At 66.4% G+C, this 21,087-nt stretch carries 21 protein-coding genes; 5 read left to right on the forward strand and 16 right to left on the reverse strand.

Features of this window, described 5'->3' with window-relative positions; translation table 11 throughout:
• Nucleotides 1–3: 3 nt before the first annotated feature.
• The 6 genes from flgG to flgB all read right to left on the reverse strand — a co-directional run bounded on the left by flgG (nt 4) and on the right by flgB (nt 4,974).
• A complete protein-coding gene (gene flgG / locus BTH42_RS22630) occupies nt 4–792 on the reverse strand; it encodes a flagellar basal-body rod protein FlgG (RefSeq protein WP_075303397.1) in 789 nt (262 codons plus the stop codon).
• A gap of 90 nt (nt 793–882) precedes the next feature.
• Nucleotides 883–1,641 carry a flagellar basal-body rod protein FlgF gene (flgF, locus tag BTH42_RS22635; RefSeq protein WP_075303398.1) on the reverse strand — a complete coding sequence of 253 codons (759 nt, stop codon included), beginning with the start codon at nt 1,639–1,641 and terminating at the stop codon, nt 883–885.
• A 17-nt stretch (nt 1,642–1,658) separates the two neighbouring features.
• Nucleotides 1,659–3,170 carry a flagellar hook protein FlgE gene (locus BTH42_RS22640; protein ID WP_075303399.1) on the reverse strand — a complete coding sequence of 504 codons (1,512 nt, stop codon included), beginning with the start codon at nt 3,168–3,170 and terminating at the stop codon, nt 1,659–1,661.
• A gap of 52 nt (nt 3,171–3,222) precedes the next feature.
• Nucleotides 3,223–3,933, reverse strand: coding sequence for a flagellar hook assembly protein FlgD (locus BTH42_RS22645; RefSeq protein WP_075303400.1), 711 nt, complete (start codon nt 3,931–3,933; stop codon nt 3,223–3,225).
• 11 nt (nt 3,934–3,944) lie between these two features.
• Nucleotides 3,945–4,370 (reverse strand): flagellar basal body rod protein FlgC, encoded by a 426-nt coding sequence (gene flgC / locus BTH42_RS22650; protein ID WP_075303401.1) that lies wholly within the window; start codon nt 4,368–4,370, stop codon nt 3,945–3,947.
• Between the two features lie 106 nt (nt 4,371–4,476).
• The gene (flgB, locus tag BTH42_RS22655; protein WP_075303402.1) at nt 4,477–4,974 is read right to left on the reverse strand and encodes a flagellar basal body rod protein FlgB; all 498 of its coding nucleotides are present in this window, start codon (nt 4,972–4,974) and stop codon (nt 4,477–4,479) included.
• Between the two features lie 218 nt (nt 4,975–5,192).
• Here flgB and flgA point away from each other — a divergent pair, with 218 nt between their 5' ends.
• From flgA to BTH42_RS22670, 3 genes are all read left to right on the forward strand, one after another.
• On the forward strand, nt 5,193–6,707 hold the full coding sequence (gene flgA / locus BTH42_RS22660) for a flagellar basal body P-ring formation chaperone FlgA (RefSeq protein ID WP_075303403.1): 1,515 nt from the start codon (nt 5,193–5,195) through the stop codon (nt 6,705–6,707).
• A gap of 144 nt (nt 6,708–6,851) precedes the next feature.
• The gene (flgM, locus tag BTH42_RS22665; protein WP_075303404.1) at nt 6,852–7,208 is read left to right on the forward strand and encodes a flagellar biosynthesis anti-sigma factor FlgM; all 357 of its coding nucleotides are present in this window, start codon (nt 6,852–6,854) and stop codon (nt 7,206–7,208) included.
• Nucleotides 7,209–7,302: 94 nt separating this feature from the next.
• Entirely contained in the window at nt 7,303–7,749 is a 447-nt protein-coding gene (locus tag BTH42_RS22670) for a flagella synthesis protein FlgN (protein WP_075303405.1), read from the forward strand.
• A 54-nt stretch (nt 7,750–7,803) separates the two neighbouring features.
• Here the strand turns inward: BTH42_RS22670 and BTH42_RS22675 are convergent, their stop codons facing one another.
• On the reverse strand, nt 7,804–9,171 hold the full coding sequence (locus BTH42_RS22675) for a Fic family protein (RefSeq protein WP_075303406.1): 1,368 nt from the start codon (nt 9,169–9,171) through the stop codon (nt 7,804–7,806).
• Between the two features lie 298 nt (nt 9,172–9,469).
• Here BTH42_RS22675 and BTH42_RS22680 point away from each other — a divergent pair, with 298 nt between their 5' ends.
• Complete coding sequence (locus BTH42_RS22680; RefSeq protein ID WP_075303407.1) at nt 9,470–9,652, forward strand: type II toxin-antitoxin system HicA family toxin; 183 nt, start codon at nt 9,470–9,472, stop codon at nt 9,650–9,652.
• Complete coding sequence (locus BTH42_RS22685) at nt 9,649–10,059, forward strand: type II toxin-antitoxin system HicB family antitoxin (protein ID WP_075303408.1); 411 nt, start codon at nt 9,649–9,651, stop codon at nt 10,057–10,059. Before BTH42_RS22680 ends, BTH42_RS22685 begins: the two co-directional genes overlap by 4 nt.
• Nucleotides 10,060–10,168: 109 nt before the next feature.
• Here BTH42_RS22685 and BTH42_RS22690 read toward each other — a convergent pair whose 3' ends face one another.
• The 9 genes from BTH42_RS22690 to cheY form a co-directional block, all read right to left on the reverse strand.
• Nucleotides 10,169–10,903 carry an RNA polymerase sigma factor FliA gene (locus BTH42_RS22690; protein WP_075303409.1) on the reverse strand — a complete coding sequence of 245 codons (735 nt, stop codon included), beginning with the start codon at nt 10,901–10,903 and terminating at the stop codon, nt 10,169–10,171.
• Nucleotides 10,904–10,928: 25 nt separating this feature from the next.
• The gene (locus tag BTH42_RS22695) at nt 10,929–11,798 is read right to left on the reverse strand and encodes an AAA family ATPase (RefSeq protein ID WP_075303410.1); all 870 of its coding nucleotides are present in this window, start codon (nt 11,796–11,798) and stop codon (nt 10,929–10,931) included.
• Nucleotides 11,791–13,914 carry a flagellar biosynthesis protein FlhF gene (flhF, locus tag BTH42_RS22700; protein WP_075303411.1) on the reverse strand — a complete coding sequence of 708 codons (2,124 nt, stop codon included), beginning with the start codon at nt 13,912–13,914 and terminating at the stop codon, nt 11,791–11,793. The genes BTH42_RS22695 and flhF overlap by 8 nt, the downstream gene beginning before the upstream one ends.
• Nucleotides 13,915–14,160: 246 nt before the next feature.
• On the reverse strand, nt 14,161–16,263 hold the full coding sequence (gene flhA, locus BTH42_RS22705; protein WP_075303412.1) for a flagellar biosynthesis protein FlhA: 2,103 nt from the start codon (nt 16,261–16,263) through the stop codon (nt 14,161–14,163).
• Nucleotides 16,260–17,480: a flagellar biosynthesis protein FlhB gene (gene flhB / locus BTH42_RS22710; RefSeq protein ID WP_075303413.1), complete on the reverse strand. Its 1,221-nt coding sequence runs from the start codon at nt 17,478–17,480 to the stop codon at nt 16,260–16,262. Before flhB ends, flhA begins: the two co-directional genes overlap by 4 nt.
• 174 nt (nt 17,481–17,654) lie before the next feature.
• Nucleotides 17,655–18,962 (reverse strand): DUF3443 domain-containing protein, encoded by a 1,308-nt coding sequence (locus tag BTH42_RS22715; RefSeq protein WP_075303414.1) that lies wholly within the window; start codon nt 18,960–18,962, stop codon nt 17,655–17,657.
• A gap of 14 nt (nt 18,963–18,976) precedes the next feature.
• Nucleotides 18,977–19,540, reverse strand: coding sequence for a DUF2844 domain-containing protein (locus BTH42_RS22720; protein WP_075303415.1), 564 nt, complete (start codon nt 19,538–19,540; stop codon nt 18,977–18,979).
• A 417-nt stretch (nt 19,541–19,957) separates the two neighbouring features.
• On the reverse strand, nt 19,958–20,668 hold the full coding sequence (gene cheZ, locus BTH42_RS22725; protein ID WP_075303416.1) for a protein phosphatase CheZ: 711 nt from the start codon (nt 20,666–20,668) through the stop codon (nt 19,958–19,960).
• A gap of 1 nt (nt 20,669) precedes the next feature.
• Nucleotides 20,670–21,065: a chemotaxis response regulator CheY gene (cheY, locus tag BTH42_RS22730; protein WP_075303417.1), complete on the reverse strand. Its 396-nt coding sequence runs from the start codon at nt 21,063–21,065 to the stop codon at nt 20,670–20,672.
• Nucleotides 21,066–21,087: the final 22 nt, after the last annotated feature.

Raw genomic sequence — 21,087 nt, forward strand, 5'->3', positions numbered from 1 at the left:
GCCTCAAACCTGCATCTGGCTCAAGGTCTGCAGCATCTGGTCGGAGGTCGTCACGGCCTTGCTGTTGATTTCGTACGCGCGCTGGGTCTGGATCATGTTGACCAGTTCCTGCACCACGTTCACGTTCGACGCTTCCACGTAGCCCTGATTGAGCGTGCCGGCGCCGTTCAGACCCGGCTGCGCGACGTTCGGCGCGCCCGACGAAGCGGTTTCCGCGAACAGGTTTTCGCCCTTCGCGTCGAGGCCGGCCGGGTTGATGAAGGTCGCGATCTGCATCGTGCCGAGCTGCTGCGTGTTGCTCGAACCGGCCACCGTGATCGACACCGCGCCGTCGCTGCCGATCGTCAGCGAGGTCGCGTTGGTCGGGATCGTGATCGCCGGGATCACCTGGTAGCCGCTCGAGGTCACGAGCTGGCCCTGCGCGTTGGTCTGGAACGAGCCGTCGCGGGTGTACGCGGTGGTGCCGTCGGGCATCTGCACCTGGAAAAAGCCGGCGCCGTTGATCGCGACGTCTTTCGAGTTGCCGGTCTGCTGCAGGTTGCCCTGGGTGTACAGACGTTCGGTCGCGACCTGCTGCACGCCGGTGCCGAGCTGGATGCCGGACGGCAGTTCGGTCTGTTGCGTCGAGTTCGCGCCGGGCTGGCGGATGGTCTGGTACAGCAGATCCTCGAACACCGCGCGCGAGCCCTTGAAGCCGTTGGTGCTGACGTTCGCGAGGTTGTTCGAGATCACGTCCATCTGCGCCTGTTGCGCATTCATGCCGGTGGCGGCGATGTAGAGAGAGCGGTTCACTATGTTTCTCCATGTTGGGTCGCAAGCGGCGCCTGAGCGCTTGCTCCGATCCCGTGCAAAGCTGTCGGGGCGCGGCCCCGTGGCAGTCCGTTAGCTGAAGCTGAGCAGCTGGTTGGCGGACTGATCGTTCTTGTCGGCGTTCTGCAGCATCTGCGTCTGCATCTGGAACTGCCGCGCGTTGGTGATCATCGAGACCATCGCGCTGACCGGATTGACGTTGCTGCCTTCGAGCGACGCCGGCGCCAGCGTGACGGCCGGATCGGCGTCGGCGGGATTGCCGTCGGCGGTGCGAAACAGGCCATCGTCGCCCCGCTTGAGCGACTGCGGATCCGGGTTCACCAGCTTCAGCTGATCGACGGTGACGACTGCCGTGGGCGGATCGCCCGGCGTCAGCGCGGACACCGTGCCGTCCTTGCCGATCGTGATCTGCGCGCCCGGCGGCACCGACACCGGCCCGCCGTTGCCGAGCACGACCTGATTGATCGCGTTCACCAGCTGGCCGTTTTCATCGACGTGCAGATTGCCGGCGCGGGTATAGGCCTCGTTGCCGTCGGCGGTCTGCACCGCCAGCCAGCCGGGCCCCTGGATCGCCACGTCGAGCGGATTGCCGGTCTGCTGGATCGGCCCGGGCGTGTAGTCGGCGCCCGGCGTCGACGACAGCACGAAGGTGCGGGTGGTGTCGTCGTTGATCGAGCTGCCGTCGCCGAACGCCAGCGGCACGGCGCGGAAAGTCTCGAGCTGCGCGCGAAAGCCCGTGGTCGATGCGTTCGCGAGATTGTTCGCGACGATCGCCTGTTGTTCGAGCGCCTGCGTGCTGCCCGACATCGCGGTGTAGATCAGCCGATCCATGAGGAGGTCCCGTTCGCTTACAGGTTGATCAGCGTCTGGTCGACGGTCTGCTGGGTCTTGATCGTCTGCGCGTTCGCCTGATAGTTGCGCTGCGCGGTGATCAGGTTCACGAGCTCGCTGGTCAAGTCGACGTTCGAGTTTTCGACCGCGCCGCCTTGCAGCACGCCGTGATTGGTCGAACCCGGCGACGAGATCTGCGCGACGCCCGACGCCGAGGTCTGGCCGTACTGGTTGTTGCCCAGATCGACGAGACCGTTCTCGTTCGCGAAGTTCGCGAGCACGATCTGGCCGAGCGCGGCGGTCTGGCCGTTCGAGTAGTTGCCGGTCAGCGTGCCGTCGGAGCCGACCGTGAAGCTGGTCAGCTGGCCCGCCGCGTAGCCGTCGGTCGACAGGCTGTTCACGCCGTCCTTGCCGCCGTACTGGGTCGTGCCGGCGAGGCTCAGCGTGATGTTCTGCGGAGTCGACGAGCCGTCGCTGGTCGGGATCGACACGGTGAACGCGCCGAGCGTCGAGGTCGCGACGCCGTTCGCGTCGGTCGTGCTGACGAGCGTGCCCGACGAATTGAAGTTGGCGGTGCCGATCAGCGACGCGGTGCCGGTCGAGGTGCCCGCGTACACGTTCCACGTGCCGGCCGCCGTCTTCGCGAAGTACATGTTGACCGTCTGCGAGCCGCCGAGCGTGTCGTACGCGGTCGTGCTGGTCGAGTAGTTGTAGGTCGTCGAGCTGGTCTGGTCGAACGCGGTCGCGTTCTGCGTGACCGCGTAGCTGTCGCCGGCCGCCGGCGTGCCGCTGAACGTGATGCTCTCGCCGTTGCCGAGCGTGATCGCGGTGCCCGCGTTGAAGGTTTGCGACCCGGTGGTCGTGCCGAGCGTGTTGTCGGTGACCGTGTAGGTCGTCGCGCTCGTGAAATTGATCGTGTAGTTGTCGGTGTTGGTGCCCGCGGTCGCGTCGGTGATCGTCGCGCCGGTCGTGTTCAGACTGCCGGTGTTGGTGGTGGCCGCCGTCACGGTCGGCGCGCCGAGCATCAGCGCGTCCTGCGCGTTCAGGTTCAGGCCCGCGCTGATCTTGGTGGTCGCCGCCGGCGCGATGTTCGCGGTCGGCACCTTCAGCGGCACGGTCTGCGCGGTGTTGATGACGCCCGCGCTGTTAGCCGCGTAGCCCATCAGTTCGAGGCCCTGCGCGTTGGTGATGTAGCCGTCCTTGTCGAGCTGGAACACGCCGTTGCGCGAATAGGTCAGCGTGCCGTTGTTCGACATCTGGAAGAAGCCGTTGCCGTTGATCGCGACGTTCAACGCCTGGTTGGTCGTCGTCAGCGTGCCTTGCGAGAACTGCTGCTGCACTTCCGCGAGCTGCGTGCCGATACCGATCTGCTGGCTGGTCGCGGTCGCGACCGAATTCGCGTACATGTCGGCGAATTCGGCGGTGCCGCTCTTGAAGCCGACCGTGTTCGCGTTGGCGATGTTGTTGCCGATCACGTCGAGATCGCTCGACGACGCGGACAGACCGCTCAATCCTTGCTGATAACTCATGAGGTACTCCGTATCTGGAAAGTCGTGACTTGTTTGCTCTGGCCGGGCCGCGTCAGAGGATCGCGGCGACGCCGGTCAGGTCGACCGTCGAACCGTTCGACAGCACGAGGCCCGCGTTGCCGCTCGACTGCTGCACGACGCCTTCGACGGTCGCGCCGACCAGCGTGGTGGCGGTCGCCGCCGTGCCGTTGATCGTGCCGGTCGCGGTGATCGTGTAGGTGCCGTCGGCGAGCGTGTTGCCGGCCGAGTCGGTCGGCGTCCAGCTGACCGGGATCGTGCCGGCCGACTGCTTGCCGAGATCGAGCGTGTTGACGATCGTGCCGGCCGAGTTCTTCACGACGATCTGCAGGTCGCTCACCGAGTTCGCGAGCGACACGCCGAATTCGCCGGTCTTGCCGCTTGCCACCGAGATCGAGTTGCCGGCCGCGAGCACGGTCGAGCCGATCAGCAGCGCGGCCTGCGACTGCTGGCCGGCGGCGAGCTGCGTCGACAGCGAGCTGAGCGACGTGTTCAGCTGGCTGATGCCCTGCACCGTGCTGATCTGCGCGAGCTGCGAGGTCATCTGCGAGCTGTCCATCGGATTGGTCGGGTCCTGGTTCTTCAGCTGCGCGACCAGCAGTTCCAGGAAAGTGTTCTGCAGATCGGCGGCCGAGGTGCCCGACGAGCTGCTCGAACTGCTCGAGCTGCTGGTGCCGTTCATCGTGTCGAGCAGCGTCTGCGAAACGGTCGTGCCGCTGCCGCCGATGGTGGTGCTGGTAGTCAAGGCGAGTCTCCTCAGGTTCCGATCGTGAGCGTTTTCAGCATCAGGGTTTTAGCGGTGTTCAGCGTTTCGACGTTGGCCTGATACGAGCGCGAAGCCGAGATCATGTTGACCATTTCCTGCACCGGATCGACGTTCGGCAGCGTCACGTAGCCGTTCGCGTCGGCGGCCGGATTGCCGGGCTCGTACGCGGTCTTCATCGGCGACGGATCGTCGATCACGCCGGTCACCTGCACTCCGCCGACCTGCTGGCCCGAGCCCGAGCGCGCGCCGCCGAGCGGGTTCACCGCGAACACGACCTGCTTGGCCTTGTACGGCTGACCGTCCGGGCCGGTCGTGCTGTCCGCGTTGGCGAGGTTCGACGCCGTCACGTTGAGCCGTTGCGATTGCGCCGACATCGCGGAGCCTGCAACACCAAAAATATTCATCAGGGATGGCATGTTTCCTGATCTCTCCTGCCGGCTCGCACCGGCTTTGCGTTAAGTCCCGTAGCGTTTCTGTTCGGGTGTTACGTGTGTTTCGTGCTTCTTCGTGCGCGGCCCGGGTCTAGCTGCCCGAGGTGATCGCCGAAAGCATCGTCTTGATCTGGTTCGACACGGCCGTCATGCCCGATTCGAAGTGCAGCGTGTTGTCCGCGAACTGCACGCGCTCGGTGTCGACGTCGACGGTGTTGCCGTCGAGCGCGGGCTGGGTCGGAATCCGGTATTTCAGGTTGCCGTAGTCGTCGGGGCTGCCGCCCGTCGCGCTCAGCGTCGTCTTGCCGCTCATGTGGCCCGCCTCGGTCGCGCTCATCGACATTCCGCTCGTCACGCCGGCCGGTTTCGTCATCGCCAGCGTCGAGTTGTTCGACGCGCCCTGGCCAGCGGTGCTGCCGCCGCTCTTTTTCAGCGCGCCGGCCAGCGACGACGCGAAATCGACGTCGCGTGCCTTGTAGCCGGGCGTGTCGGCATTCGCGATGTTCGACGACAGCAGTTCCTGCCGATACGCGCGCACATCCATCGCCTGGCGGCCGAACGCGAATTCGGCATCGAGTTTGTCCAGCATAGAAATCTCCCGAGAACGTTCCCGAGGCCTTCCGATGCATGCGTCACGCGAAGTGCGCGGCGGGCGGAAAGGCCTTTTTGCATGAGGTGCATCTTATGGGCCGGGCGCAAGCGGCAATCGGACGAATAACCGGGAAAGGGGGCTTCTATTCGACGTTTGTCCGCGGGGGCCGCTCTCTAGAATGCAAGGCGTACCGATGCCTTCGATGGAGAACCGTAATGAGCCAGTCCACTTCCGCGTTGCCGCCGCGTGCGAACCGCACTGCCGTGCGCCGTGCGGGTGGCCTGGGCGGCGCCGCGCTTGCGCGGCGCGCGGGGCGTCGTGGCGTGCGCCTGGGTGTGCGGTGGGTCGCGCGGGTCGCGACCAAACTGATCGTCAACGTCGCGGTGTGGGTCGCGGGCGGGATCGTGCTGGTGCCGGCGACGAGCCAGGCGCAGGACAGCGGCGGCCCGATCGTGATCGCCGGCCCGGCCGAACAGAATCCCGGCGCGCTGAACGAACTCGCGCAACGGATTCAGAGCCCGGCGCAACGCCATGCGTCGGCGGCCTCGCTGGCGGCGGCGACCGCGCAATCGATCGGCCGCGCGCCGGCCGCGCGCGACGCCGATCCGTTCACGCGCGCCGCCAATGCGAGCGGCGCGATCGTGATTGCCGGCGCGGGCGATACCACGCCCGCCGCGCCGACGATGATCCGCACCAGTTTCAAACCGGACGCGAACGGCGTCGTGACGATTCCGGCGCCGGTCAATGCGGGGGCGGCGGGAGTTGCACGCGTGAATGTCGAAGCGCGCGCGCGGGCGGTGACACCGGTGGTTGTCGCGCCGGCCGCGAATAATCTGGGCGATGCGAATGCGCGCCCGGTGGCCGCGAATGCGCCGCGCGGCACTGACGTGAACAGCATCGACAGCCTCGCATCGCGCGGCGAGCCGCCTCAGTTCGGCGCGAACGGCAAGCCGATCGCGAACGCGGCGGCGCAGGCGCGCGCTGCGACGCCCGCCAGAACGGCGCCGATTGCCGCGCGTCAGAACACGCCGACGCCGGCCGCGCTGCAAAAGACTTCGCAACCGGGCACGCCCGCGACCGCCGCCGCGCAAGCCGCGCCGCTGCCCGGTCAGCAGGACCCCGAAGCCATTCACACCGCCGCGCTCGCGTTCCTGCAACAGCAGTCCGCCGGCCTGCCCGGCAAGGTCGAGATCACCGTCGCACCGGCGTTTCCGCGCGGCCTCGCCGCGTGCACCGCGCTCGAACCGTTCCTGCCGACCGGCGCGCGCCTGTGGGGCCGTCTGACGGTCGGCGTGCGCTGCGCGGGCGAGCGGCCGTGGACCCTCTATCTGCAGGCGCGCATCGCGCTGCACGCAACCTACTACCTCGCGTCTCGCGCGATGGCGCCCGGCGAAGTGCTGAACGCCGCCGATCTCGTTGCGCGCGAAGGCGACCTGAGCGGCCTGCCGCAGGCGATCGTCACCGATCCGTCGCAGGCGGTCGGCTCGGTATCGCTGGTGCGGATCGCGAGCGGGATGCCGCTGCGGCGCGACATGCTGCGCAGCGCGTCGGCGGTGACCTTCGGCCAGACCGTGCGGGTCGTGGCGGCGGGCGCCGGCTTCTCGATTTCGTCCGAAGGCAGCGCGATGAACAACGCGGCGCCGGGCCAGCAGGTGCGGGTCAAGACCGCGAACGGCCAGATCATCTCCGGCGTCGTCAAGGATGGCGGCACGGTGGAAATCCAGATGTGAACGGGGTCACGGTGACAACCGCGGCAAACACGGGTTTGAAGGGGCCGGATGGGCACGCGAATGCGGGCCGGGCAGTACACGATTGCGCTAAAGTTTTGATCAACGCTTGCCGTTATCAGAATCAAATCGTTCAGGAAGCCAATCGTGAAAGTCGATTCCAACAGCTCTTCGAATCTGCCGACGTTGAAAGACGCCGTGTCCCGCACCCAGCAGGGCGGCGACGCCACGCCGGCGGCCAGCGCCACGCAGGGCGCAAGCACGGCCGCGACGGCCAGCGGCAGCGCCGCGGGCGACGCGAGCGTGAGCCTGTCGGGCCTGTCGCAGCATCTGCGCAGCCTCGCGGCGTCCGGTTCGGCCGACATCGACACGGCGCACGTCGAGTCGATCAAGCAGGCGATCAAGGACGGCACGTTGCAGATCGACTCCGGCAAGATCGCCGATGGCGTGCTGCAGACGGCGCGCGACCTGTTGCAGAACAAATCCTCGTCGAACGGCAGCTGACCCGCGCTTCGCGGTGCGGTGAGGTGCCGGGCGACGGTCACCCCACCCGGCTCGCGCGCGGTGCGCGAGCCGCCGCGCGTAGCGAGTTGCCGACATGAAAGACGCTCTGGTTGCCACCCTGGTCGAGGAATATTCGACCGTCGAGGCGTTCGCCTCCATCCTCACCCTCGAAACGAAAGCACTGACCGCGCTATCGCCGCTGGAGCAGTTGCCCGGGATCGTCGAAAAGAAAACCGCGCTGATCGGCGTGCTCGCGCGGCTCGAAACCGTGCGCGACGCGCAGCTGGCCGAGCTGGGTTTTCCGGCCGGCTGGTCCGGCATGGAACTCGCGGCGGGCAGCGATACGCGTATCGCGACGCAATGGAAGCTGCTGCAGAAAGCGGCTGAGCGTGCGCGGCGGGTGAATACGAATAATGGTGAACTGATCCGCGTGCGGATGGATTACAACCAGCGCGCGTTGCAGGCGCTGCAGGTTAATGCGCCGCGTAAGACTAATTTCTATGGGCCCGATGGGCGGGTGCCGGCGCAGTCGGGGTTGTGAGGGTTGAGGGCGGCCGTTTCGCGCGTGCCGCCGCGGTCCGGTCGTGCGCCGCGCTCAGTGCGGGCGCCCGACATCGATCCAGGCCTGCGTCGCGGTTAGCGTCAGCCGGTATCGCGCGCAGTTGAATATCTCCAGCTTCTTTAGCTCGTCGAGCAACATCGCCTGAAAGCCTGGCGCCTGATCCTCGGTGAGCCCCAATTCCGTCATCGCGGCCTGCGCGGATTTCCTGTCGCGAACCACGAGGCCGATGGCCTCGCTCAAATGCTCCCGGTATCGCAATCTCAATGGATTCGGGGCGCTCATCGACTCCAGCACGACCACATATTTTTTGATCGAGCGCCGATAGGTCCAGGCGAACAGATCCACCGCGCGCGACACATCCAGAAATTCGTACACGCCCAGCACGGCCTTCGCGTAGTCGCGCGGATCGACGTCGAGAAAGGACAGCGGCGAGCAGTTATAGAGCATCAGCGGAATATTCGCCGCCAGGCGGCTGGTGCGCTTGTTGCCATCTTCGAACGGCTGCAGATAAGCGAGATTCACCCACAGGAAGAAGGCGGCCTCGACCGGATTCTTGATGAGCCGGGCCTTGGCCAGGATGGTCTCGAGCATGCCCTCGAGTAACGCCGGCACTTGGGTGGGCACGTAGACCGTGTCGCTGATGTTGACCACCTTCTTGCGGATCACTCCTAGCGCGTCGGTATCGGCAAGCAGGTCCTGCATCAGCACTGCATGCAGGTTGCGGACGAGCGGTGTCGACAGGCCTTGCAACGGAACCGCCTCGACCAGAAACTCGATGGCCGTTTTGTGGTTGAGCAGCATGACCGCGTCGGTATCGCTGCCGGCGGTGCCCCGCCGGAACAGTTCCTCGGTCGCCAGCAAGGTATAGCGGTTGCCCTCCAGACGGGACGACGACCAGGACAGGTCGATCAGCAACTGCTCCAGCACTTTGCGCGCATAGGTCCCCGCCGGCTGCTGTTCGCGCAGCCGACCCTCTCGATAGAGCTCGTCGGCCAGATCGGGCGGCATCAGCGAGCTCTGATTGGGCACGTAGTTTTCGACGAATTCGCGGCGGTAGGTAACCGGGTCGCGCGCCGCCAGAGGCAGGTCGAGTTTTCGGCCCAGTTCAATGGCGGCGGGTGACCAGACCGGACTCGGGACAGTGGGAGGGACTTCCGGGGTGGCGGCCTGGCCGGCGATCGCGCTCTCACTCAACCGGTAGCGGGTAGCTCGCGCCTGACCGATACGCACGAGCTGCCCGCTCGCGCACAGCGCATCCAGGTGACGGCGGACGGTGGAGGAGTTGCCATGCGTCGCACGGATGACGTCGCCTGACGAAACCTCAAGTTGACCCGCGTTCGCCAAGCGCTGGATTGCCGCAAGGACCGGTGCCGGCCCCGCATAGCTGTTCTTATTGCTCATATCTGCCCAATCTGCCCAGTATCTGCCCACATATGGGCAGATACTAGTCCGAATGGGCAGATACGCCAAGCCGTGGGCAGATACTTGGGCAGATTCTCGCTGCTGAGCAGATTCAAGGAGGGCTCTTTTTACCCCTCTGCCCCCACTAGCCATCCGGCTAGCTAGCCCGAACCCCCTCCTTACATTCAAATAACAACTCCACCCCGAGCTTCGCCGACGCCTCGACTTCACCGCGGCATCGACGAAATCTGGCCACCATTTGCTTTGTGTATTTGTGTGTATAATGGAGGGCGTATGTATGAACAGCGCAGAGCTCGTCAAATTGATTCAAGGCGATGGCTGGCACCTCGTCCGCATCGCGGGCAGCCACCATCATTTCAGGCACGCGGAAAAACGTGGTCTCGTGACCGTCCCGCATCCGAAAAAAGATTTGCCGCTCGGCACCGTGAACAGCATTCTGAAACAGGCGGGGCTCAAATGAAGGACCTGATCTATCCGATCGCCATCGAACCCGGAGACGACACCCACGCGTTCGGCGTAGTCGTGCCGGACCTCCCCGGTTGCCACTCCGCGGGCGAGACCGTCGAAGAAGCCTACGTGAACGCGAAAGCGGCGATCGAATCGCATCTCGACACGCTGCTCGACGAAGGACTACCGCTGCCCGAGCCGCTCACGCTCGGCGAGCATATGGGCAATCCCGAGTTCGCGGGCTTCGCATGGGGCTACGTGGCAACGCGCAATATTCCGGCGCTGAAGAAAACGATTCGCCTCAATATTTCGTTGCCCGAAGTGCTGGTGCAGGAGATCGACGCGGCCGCGCGCTCGCGCGGTATGTCACGTTCGGCATTTCTCGCGCTCGCCGCGGAACACGAAATGGCGCTGGCCTGATCGGCCGCTGTGGCAGCGGCGGTTGCGCACGGCGCGCGACACACTGAAGCGCGGCGCCGCGTCGGTCGCAATGAGGAAAGAAACGGCGGCCAGAACCGCCGGTAAAACTTCAGCTAGCCTCGGCGTTCGCCCAGGCCATTTCCCGCAGCCGCGTGCGCAACCGCGCCACCGCCTGGCTATGCAGCTGACACACGCGCGACTCGCTCACTTCCATCACCGCGCCAATCTCGCGCAGGTTCATCCCGCGCTCGTAGTACAGCGACATCAGCAGCTTTTCGCGTTCCGGCAGGCGGTCGATCGCTTCGACCAGCGCCGAGCGCAGACTGTCGTCGAGCAACGCAGACAGCGGGTCCGAATGATCGACACAGTAACGGTCGAGGAACGGTTCGTCGTCGGCCGAGCGGTCGAAGTCTTCGTAATAGATCAGCTGGCTGCCGTGCAGGTCCTGCAGCATCGACTGGTATTCGTCGAGCGGCATCTGCAGATGCTCGGCAACCTCGGCTTCGCTCGCCGAGCGGCCCAGGTTCTGTTCGACCTTGTGCACCGCGGTTTCCACTTCGCGCGACGTGCGCCGCAAGCTGCGCGGCAACCAGTCGTTGCTGCGCAACTCGTCGAGCATCGCGCCGCGAATCCGCTGGCTCGCATACGTTTCGAACTGCGCGCCCTGGTCTTCCTTGTAACGGCCGGCGGCATCCAGCAAGCCGATCATGCCGGCCTGGATCAGATCGTCGAGATCGACGCTCGCCGGCATCTTCGCAACCAGTTGCAAGCCGAGTCGACGCACCAGCGGTGCGTACTTCGTCAGAACTTCGGCCTGGGAAATCTTTCCCTGAGCGTTATACATCGTGCTCCCCTTGTCCACGGCGCCTTCAGGCGTGCTGCGCGGACGGTTGGTCGGCGTGGTGCGCCGCTGTAACTGTCGCAGGCGCCCGCCAGGGCGTTTGCGACGACATCGCTGGCCGCATCGGCCAGTACTGCAATTCGGCGGCGAGGTGGCGGAAGTCGCGCGCGGCCGGGGTCGACGGAAATGCGTCGACCACACAGCGCGACAACTCCTGCGCCCGCGCCATGCGTGCGTCGGCCGCGATACAGCCGGCGTCTTCGAGCGCCACGCTCAGATAGCGGGCGGCCACCCCGGCCAGATTCGCGAACGCGGCCTGCGCGTCGTGCGGGCTTTGCACGTGAGTCGCGAGCACCCGGAACTGCGGGATCGCATGCGCGTAGTGCAGCCGTTTCAGGCATGCATACGCATCGGTGATCGCCTGGGCCGACACGCGCGTGACGATCATCACGTCGTGCGCCTGCTTCGCGAATTCCGACAGATGCCCGTGTTCGTCGAGTTGCGCGTCGATCAGCACGATGTCGGCGGAACCGCCGAGCAGCACGCTGAAGTCGGCGGCCGCATGGCCCTCGCGGTTGTTGCGCGACGCGCTCAGCACCGAAAAGCCGAGCGCATGCCGCGCGGCGGCGAAGTCGACCGGGATCTCGCCGCGCATCACCGCGGCAAAGTTGCCCGCGCCGCGCAGACCGCCGAGCATCACGCTCACCGATCGTTCGCCGACGCATTCGTCGATCACCAGCACGTCCTTGCCCTGCTGCGCGAGCGCGGCGGCCAGGTTGACGGTCGCCGTGGTGCTGCCGACGCCGTTCGCCGCGCCGGCCACCGCGAGCACGCGGGCAACGCCGCGCGCGAGCATCCGCCGCAGCCCTTCCGCCTGATCCGAAACGAGCTTATCCAAAGCGAACCTCGTGCAGCTCGGCGGTCGAACGGGCGGACAGCGCGGACAGCAACGCGGGAATGTCGTCGTCCTGCGGGACGAACGGCGAGTGGTCGCGCGGAATGCAGAACGCGCTCTTGATCAGGAATTTCTTCGTCGCGACGTACAGGTTCTCCGGCACCTTCTGCCCGGTCGATACGTAGTGCACCGGCAGCTTGTAGCGGATCACCGTGTCGAGCACGCCGCCCAGATTGGTCGCTTCGTCGAGCTTGGTCAGGATGCAGCCGGCCAGCGGCTGGTGATCCGGCGCCTGCTGATAGGCCTGCACGACTTCGTTGAGGGTGTCGCCGTGACTGGTCGCGTTCAGCAGCAGCAGACGCTGCACCGGCTGACCGGCGCGGCCGAGCATCGCGATCTGGTCGGACACGAGGCGGTCGCGCTGGCTCATGCCGATCGTGTCGATCAGCACGATGTGCTTGTTGCGCAGCTCGGAGAGCGCGAGTTGCAGATCGGCGCTGTCCTTCACCGCGTGTACGGACACGCCGAGAATCTTGCCGAAAATGCGCAGTTGTTCGTGACCGCCGATCCGGTAGCTGTCGGTGGTCAGCAGCGCGACCTTGCTCGCGCCGAAGCGCATCACGCAGCGCGCCGCGAGCTTCGCGGTGGTGGTGGTCTTGCCGACGCCGGTCGGGCCCATCAGCGCGAATACGCCGCCGCGCTCCATCAGCGCGTCTTCGTTTTCCATCACCGGCAGGTTCGATGCGAGCACCGAGTGCACCCACTCCATCCCGCCTTCCATCGAGTCGACGTCGGCGGGCAGGTTGTCGATCATCATCTGCACGAGTTGCGCGGAAAAGCCCGCGGCGAACAGGTGCTTGGTCAACTCGCCGCGCGCCGGGTTGCGGCGCTGACGCTCGCCCCACAGCAGCCCCGCGAACTGTTCCTCCATCATCCCGCGCAGCGACGACAGCTCGTTCATCACGGTGTCCTTGACGACCTGCTCCATGCGCAGCTTGATCGCTTCGGCGACCGCGGCGGGGGTGCGGGTTTCGTCGGTCGCGGCCGGCACCGGCGCGACTTTCTGCGCGTTGCGGCGGGCCGCGACTTCGGCGGCTTCGCGTGCCCAGTCGGGCGTGTCCGTCAGCGGCGCGTTGCCCTTCGGCTGGATGCCGGCGGCTCGCGCGTCGACCGCGTTGCCGAGGCCGCGCGCGGTTGCGGCGGCCGGGGTCATCGGTGCCGGACGCGCGCTGTATTCGCCGCGCTCCTGCTGCTCGGCCGCGATACGGCGTGCGTGATCGATCAGCCACGGATTCGATTCGGCCATCGTGCGCGGCGCGGCGACCTTGATCGCGGCGCCGCCGTTCGGCGGCACCGGCACGCCGGCCGCTTTGAGCAGATCGGCGCGGATGTCTTTGGTCAGTCGCGTCGCCGCGGCGCGGGCGCTCGAACCGGTGAGCGTAGGTGTCGGCGTTGGCGCGATAGTGGAGGCGGTTGCGGCGTTCAATGCATTGGACGACGCCTGATTGGCGGCGGCTGCCGCGTTCGCGGCAGTGCCGGCCAGGTTGCCCGGCAGCGCGAGCGCCGATGCGGCCATCTGATCGAGCGCGGCTTGCGCGCTCGGATGGATGGCCGGGGCCGTGTCCGCATTCGCGGCCGCTTGCAGCGCCGCGTTCGTGCCTGAAGATTCATCGTCGGCGTGCTCGTTCAGCGCCGCATTCAGCGAGCCGCTCAACGACCTGTTCAACGAACCGCTCAGCGCTCCGTTCAACGAACCCGCACCCTCGGCGGCCGTCTTCGATGCATTCAACGGCGCCGCATCGGCACCCGCTTCCGGGCTCGCGCCGAACACCGACGAGAACACATCGGGCATTCCGCTCGCATACGGATTCACCGTCGCCGCGCTCACACCGTTCAAGCCGTTCAAGCCGTTCAAGCCGCGTGCGGCACTGCCCGCCCCCGCGCCTTCGCGCGCTTTCGGCGTGATCGCCGCGAGGTCGCGGTCGGCGACGGCGGTGATTTCGACACTGCCATCGTCCAGGGTCCGGTTCGACAGCACGACCGCGTCGGGGCCTAGCGCTTCGCGAACGAGACGCAACGCATCACGACTGGTAGCACCGAGAAATTTACGAATGTTCAAACTAGACCCCCGCTGAGGTAGACGGACTGACGAACCGGCAATACACCGCGTCACATTGAGATCAATTATTGCGAAAGGTGTCGGGCGACGATCGATGGATAAAGACCGTTAAACGCGGGCAATTCGCGCGATGGAAAGCGCGCCGGCCTCAACCGCAAAAGCTGCCGCCCAAACGAAAACCGGCGCCCATCGGAGCGCCGGTTTTGCCTGTGGGCCAGATACGCATAGCCCGCCGCGCCAGCGCGCTCAGCCGTTCCCGCCGATTACATTGACGACCTTCACGTTGCGCGTCTCGGGCACTTCCGCATACGAGAGCACCTTCAATTGCGGCAGGCTGCGGCGCAGGAAGCGCGCGAGCATCGGCCGCAATGCGTGCTGCACCAGCAGCACCGGCGCGAGGCCGGCGTTCTGCTGCCGCACCATCGCTTTCTGCGTTTCCATCAGCAGCGTATTCGCGAGACCCGGTTCGAGCCCCGGGTTCGCACCGGTCGACAGCGCCTGCGACAACACCCGTTCGAGATTCGCGTCGAGCCCCATCACCTGCATGTCGCCGGTGCCCGGGAACCACTGCTGGGTGATCGCGCGACCGAGCGCGAGCCGCACCGCGGCGGTCAGATCGTGAGGATCGCTGATCTTGCCGCCGTGCTCGGCCAGCGCTTCGAGAATCGTGCGCAGATCGCGAATCGGCACGCCTTCTTCCAGCAGGTTCTGCAGCACCTTCTGCAGCGTGGTGAGCGGCAGCAGCTTCGGCACCAGATCGTCGACCAGCGACGCGGTGTCCTTCTGCATCCGTTCGAGCAGCGCCTGCACCTCGCGACGGCCGAGCAGCTCCGACGCGTGCGTGACCACCAGGTGATTCAGGTGGGTCGCGACCACCGTGCTCGAATCGACCACCGTGTAGCCGTACACCTGCGCCTGTTCGCGCAGATTGGTATCGATCCAGATCGCCGGCAGACCGAACGCCGGGTCCTGGGTCGGCGTGCCGGGCAGCGCGGCCGACACCTGGCCCGGATTGATCGCGAGCCACTGGCCCGGATACGCTTCGCCGACGCCGACCTCGACGCCCTTCAGCGCGATCCGGTAACCGTTCGGCCGCAGTTCGAGGTTGTCGCGGATATGAATGACCGGCGGCAGGAAGCCGATCTCCTGCGCGAACTTCTTGCGGATGCTCTTGATCCGCTTCAGCAGCTCGCCGTCCGAATTCTTGTCGACTAGCGGAATCAGCCGGTAGCCGACTTCGAGGCCGAGCGTGTCGACGAGCGACACATCGTCCCAGCTCGCCTCGGCGTTCTCGACCGGCGCCAGCGCGGCCGGCGTGACGTCGACCAGCGCCGGCGAGTTCTTGCGTTCCTCGGTGCGCTTTTTCATCGTGCGGCCGAGCTGGATCAGCCCGCCGCCGAGAATCAGAAACGCGAAGTGCGGCATGCCCGGAATCAGGCCCATCAGCACCAGAATGCAGCCGGTGATGATCAGCACGCGCGGATTGGTGAACAGCTGGCCGGTCAGCTGCGTGCCGATGTCCTCGTTGGTCGCGACGCGCGACACGATCACGCCGGCCGCGGTCGAAATCACCAGCGACGGAATCTGCGCGACGAGGCCGTCGCCGATCGTCAGCAGCGTGTAGTTCTTGCCCGCCGCCGCGAAGCTCATGTCGTGCTGGACCATCCCGACGATCAGCCCGCCGATGATGTTGATCACCATGATCAGCAAACCGGCGATCGCGTCGCCGCGCACGAACTTGCTCGCGCCGTCCATCGAGCCGTAGAACTCGGCTTCCTGCGAGACTTCCGCGCGACGCTTGCGGGCGGCCTCTTCGTTGATCAGGCCGGCGTTCAGGTCGGCGTCGATCGCCATCTGCTTGCCGGGCATCGCGTCGAGCGTGAAGCGCGCGGACACTTCGGCGATCCGCCCCGCGCCCTTGGTGATCACCATGAAGTTGATCACCATCAGGATCACGAACACGACGATACCAACCGCGAAGTTGCCGCCCACGAGGAAGTGGCCGAACGACTCGATCACCTGGCCGGCCGCGTCGGGGCCGGTGTGGCCTTCGAGCAGCACGATCCGGGTCGACGCGACGTTCAGCGACAGCCGCAGCAGCGTCGAGAACAGCAGCACGCTCGGGAACGCGGCGAAGTCGAGCGGCTTCATCGTGTACATGCTGACCAGCAGCACCATCACCGACAACGCGATGTTGAACGTGAACAGCAGGTCGAGCAGAAACGGCGGCAACGGCAGAATCATCATGCCGAGGATCATGCAGATCAGCACCGGCCCGGACAGGGCGCGCAGATTGGTGCTGCTCAAGGCTTCCGGCCGGCGGCCGAGGAAACCGGCGCGAGCGTTCATGCGGAGGCTCCGTTAGTTGGGTTGCCAGCGTCGTCGCTGGCCGGGTTGAGCGTGTCGGCGGCTTCGTCGGCGGCATCCGCGTCGGACACGCCGCCCTTGTCGAGTTCGGCCGGTACGTCGAGGTCGGTCGGCGCGACCGGCTTGTCGCCGCCTTCGGCCTTGAAGCGGCGCAGCTGGAACACCCACGCGAGCACTTCGGCGACCGCGCCGTACAGCGGGCCGGGAATCTCGCGATTCAGTTCGACGTTGTGATACAGCGCGCGCGCGAGCGGCGGCGCTTCGAGCAGCGGCACGTTGTGCTCGGCGGCGACCTCGCGAATCCGCGCGGCGACGAGGTTCACACCCTTGGCGACGACCTTCGGCGCGCGCATCTCGCCGTCCGTGTATTGCAGCGCGACCGCGAAGTGAGTCGGGTTGGTGACCACCACGTCGGCGTGCGGCACCTGCGCCATCATCCGGCGTCGCGCAATCGCGCGTTGCTGCTGGCGAATCTTGCCCTTGATGTGCGGGTCGCCTTCGCTCTCGCGATGCTCGCGCTTCACTTCTTCCTTCGTCATCCGCAGCTTCTTGTGGAAATTCCACAGCTGGTACGGCACGTCGAGCGCGGCCACCGCGAACATGCCGGCCACCGTCATCCCGCAGCACACCGCGATCAGATGCGCGCCGTTGGCGAGCGCGACCGGCAGCGGCTGGGTCGCCAGCGCGAGCATCTCGTCGCGGCGATTCCAGATCGCGGTGCCGCCGATCAGCCCGACCACCAGCGTCTTCACGATCGACATGCCGAGCTGGATCGGCCCGTTGATCGAAAAGATCCGGCCCAGACCCGCGATCGGATCCAGCCGGTTGAATTTGGGTTCGAGCCCCTTCGCCGACAGCTGCCAGCCGCCCAGCGCGAGCGGCGCGAGCAAGGCGGCCGCGCCGGTCAGGCCGAGAATCGGCAGCAGCGCGGACAGGCCCTCGCGCGCGGCCGCGCCGGCGCCGGCCATCACCTGGCTGGTGTCGAAGGTGCTCGCATGGTTGAACGTCAGCGACGCGCGCAGCATGTCCTGCAGATGCTCGCCGATATGGCCGGACATCCCCCACACGCCATAGAAGCCGGCCGCCAGCAGCGCGAACGTCGACAGCTCGCGCGAACGCACGATCTGCCCTTCCTCGCGCGCCTTCTGCAGGCGCCGGGGAGTGGCTGATTCGGTTTTGTCCTCGCTGTCTTCCGCCACCAGGCTCTCCAGTCGGCCGAGGCACCGCGCCTCTTTCCAGTGACAGCGATTATTCCCGCTCGGCGCAAGCGTCGATCGGCGGATAAAGGTGGAGAAACCGGGGTATTTCGACGGATGGCCCGAGGGCCCGCGCGGCTGTGCGCGGACCTTCGGGCATCGGTTTGAAGTGCGGCCTCAGTAGCCGACGTAGGGAGACGCGCCGCCGCTGGCGGTCTGGTCGAGGTGGTAGTAGACGTGGCGGCCGTAGAAGAACGGCAGCCCGAGGTCGAAGCTGTTGCTGCCGCCGATCTGGCCGGCGAGATTGTTGAACGCGTAGTTGTTGCCGTTGTTGAACAGCGTCTGCGCGCTCAGGATGCCGATGCTCGCGCTCTTCGTCACGCTGTCTTCGCCGTGCAGCGTCAGCGTGCGGGTCTGCGCGGACGCCGGGCAGTAGAAGCCCGCGAACGCGCTGCCGCACTGCGTGAGCGAGCTGTCGGTGAAGAAGTAGCCGTTCGAGCCCGAATCGAGGAACGCCTGCACCGTCGTGCCGTTGAACACGCTGCGGTTCAGGTCGCCGTATGCGTCGGTCGCGAAGATCTGGGTTTGCGACGTGTCGAGCGCGTTGTTCCCCTGGGTGCCGATGCCGAACACCAGCGTGCCGGTCGCCGACGCCTGACCGGTGTTCGAGACCGGCGGCATCTGCACGATCACGCCGTTGTTATCGACCGGGAAGCTGGCGACCGGGTTGGCCACCTGCTGCGCGAGCGGCACCGCGGTGCGGGTGCACGAGGTGCCGTTCGGGCACGCGTAGTAGTTGCTGTAGTTCGCGGCGGTCGATGCGTTCACGCAGGTCGCGCCGCAGTCGGTCGGCGCGGTGCCGACGCCGAGAATGCCGTTCGCGCCGAGATCGGCGACGGTGTTTTCCGCCGAGCCGCTGCTGCAACTGGAGGGCACCGTGCTCGCGGCCTTGTCGCCGATGATCTGCAGCGGAATGGCGCTGGTCGTCGTTTCGCCGCCGATCGTTATGGTCGCGGTGCGGACCGAGCCCCACGTGAAGCCGTCCGCGAAGGTCGCGCATTCGGCCAGTTGCGCGCCGCTCGTCAGCGTGCTGATCGGCAGCGCGCTCGCCAGCGACGAGTTCAGCACCGAGCCGACCACGCGCAGCCCGAACGAACCGGTGTCGAGCTGGATGTTGTTAATGGTCTGGCAGTTCGAGGTCGAGCCGGGCGCGCAGATCGTCACGCTGACGCTCGGGATGTTGATCACGCCGTTCACGCCCCGGCCGACGGTGACCGCGACCGCATTGATGTTGTTGACCGCGCTCGGCTGCAAGGTCGGGCTGGGCGGCAGCGTGCCGCCGTTCAGCGGGTCCGACGAATTGCCGCCGGAGTTCGAATCCGAGCCGCCGCCACCGCCGCAGGCGACCAGCGTCGCCGTCAGCAGCACCGCGCACAGCGCCTGCAGCCAGCCTTTGAGTGTCACGCTCGTGTGCATGGTTCGCATCGTCGTCCTCGCCGTTACTGGATGTCGGAACCGCTGACGCCGGACGGCAGCGCGGCCGGCAGCCACGCGACACCGCTGAACGCGCCCATGTGGCCGCCCGAGTGCACGACCAGCGCGCTGTCGTTGACGCTGACCGGACCGCGCGTATTGCCGCGCGCCGCCCGCACCGCCTTCACGCTGGCCACGTACTGCGGGAAATAGCTGCCGAGCAGCTCGCTGAGGTCGGGCATCTGCGGACCGCGCCACGCGATCCCGAACACCGCGCCGCTCGTGTCCAGATACTCGCGCACCACGGTGCCGTTGCCGAGCGTGGTTTCGCGCACCGTGTAAGAAGAAGAAGAGGAGGAAGAAGACGTTGCAGCGCTCAACGACGCCGCACTAGATGCGGAACGCATCACACTTTGGCTCGCGCCGCTCGCCGGCTGCACGAGGCGGGACGACACCGACGCATCGGACGGCGGCGTCATCGGCGTGCCGCCGAGCGCCGCGTGGGCGGGCTGCGCGGCGCTCAATGCCCACAGCGAAAACGGTAAGGCCAGCGCCGCAACGGTGCCGGCGCGACGAATACAACTCCACATGACGATGCTCCTCCCAAGCCGCGGCGCTTCGCTGATGGCGCGAATCGGCCGCATGTAGGCAGATGATACGGCACCGCCGCAATCGCAAGCCTGGGGGTGTCCCTCACCCTGCGAGCGCACGGCGCTGCGATCGCGGGCGCCGTACCGCTTCGACCTCGTAGTATGCCCGCGGAACATGACGGCCAGCGGCACGCGCGGCCGCCGGGGCAACTTACCGTCTCTTACCGGCTGGAAACTGTCCGGGGCGGACGGTCATGGGAGGCGCCGCGCCGGCGCGTGGGAGCGCCAGTCGGGAGCAGGTCGGGAGCAGGTCGGGAGCAGGTCGGGAGCAGGTCGGGAGCAGGTCGGGAGCAAGTCAGGAGCACGCCGCGAGCCCTGCCCGCGGCGAAAAAAACCCGGCGCATGCGCCGGGCCGGATCAGAAGCCGAGGCTTGCGAGCAGGTCGTCGACCTGCGATTGATCCTGCACCACGTCGGCCTTGCCTTCGGGGTTGATCTGCGGACCGTTCAGCAGATGCTCGGGGCTGCCGGTCGGCGACACTTCGGCCGCCAGCGCCGCCGCGTTCGCCGCGAACTGCTCGCGGCGCTCCAGCGCAATGTTCTCGACCAGCACACCGAGCAGTTGCTGCTCGATCAGATAGACGACGTCGGTGATCTTCTTGATCACCTGGCCGGTCAGATCCTGGAAGTCCTGCGCGAGCATGATTTCCATCAGCTGCGCATTGGTCGCGCCGGTCGCCTCGGGCACGCCGCGCAGGAACGTGCGGGTGTCGCCCATCAACGCGCGCACTTCCTCGCGCTCGATCGGCGCCGAGTACCACTCGTCCCAGCGTGCGTCGAGTTCGGCCGCGTCTTTCTGCAACTGCTCCTGCACCGGCTTCGCGATATCGATCGCCGACAGCACGCGCTCGGCGGCCTGCTCGGTCATGTTGGCGATGTACTTGAGGCGGTCGCGCGCATCGGGCACGGCCTCGGCCGCGCGTTCGACATGCTTGTCGAGGCCGAGCTCGCGCATCGAATCGCGCAGCGTGCGCGTCAGCTGGCCGATGCGCGCGAGAATGCGGTCCGACGCGTGCTCGCCGCTGTCGAGGGCCGCGTCGGCGCCAGGCGTTTGGGTCGGCGGCGTCACATCAGCTCCCGGCTTTCGCCATCTTCTCGAGAATCTTGTTGAGCTTCTCGTCGAGCGTCGCGGCCGTGAACGGCTTGACGACATAACCGCTCGCGCCGGCCTGGGCCGCCGCGATGATGTTTTCCTTCTTCGACTCGGCCGTCACCATCAGCACCGGCAGGTGCGTGAGGTTCGCGTCGGCGCGGATCTGCTTGAGCATCGCGAGACCGTCGAGGTTCGGCATGTTCCAGTCGGAGATCACGAAGTCGTAGCTGCCGCCGCGCAGACGCGCGAGACCGGCCGCGCCGTCTTCCGCTTCGTCGACGTTCGCGTAGCCCAACTCCTTCAGCAGGTTGCGGACGATCCGGCGCATCGTCGGAAAATCGTCAACCACCAGAATCTTCATTCCCTTATCCATTTCTATTCCTTTGCTTGATTCA

It is taken from the genome of Burkholderia sp. SRS-W-2-2016 (assembly GCF_001931485.1).
In the GTDB taxonomy this organism is placed as follows: Bacteria; Pseudomonadota; Gammaproteobacteria; order Burkholderiales; family Burkholderiaceae; genus Paraburkholderia.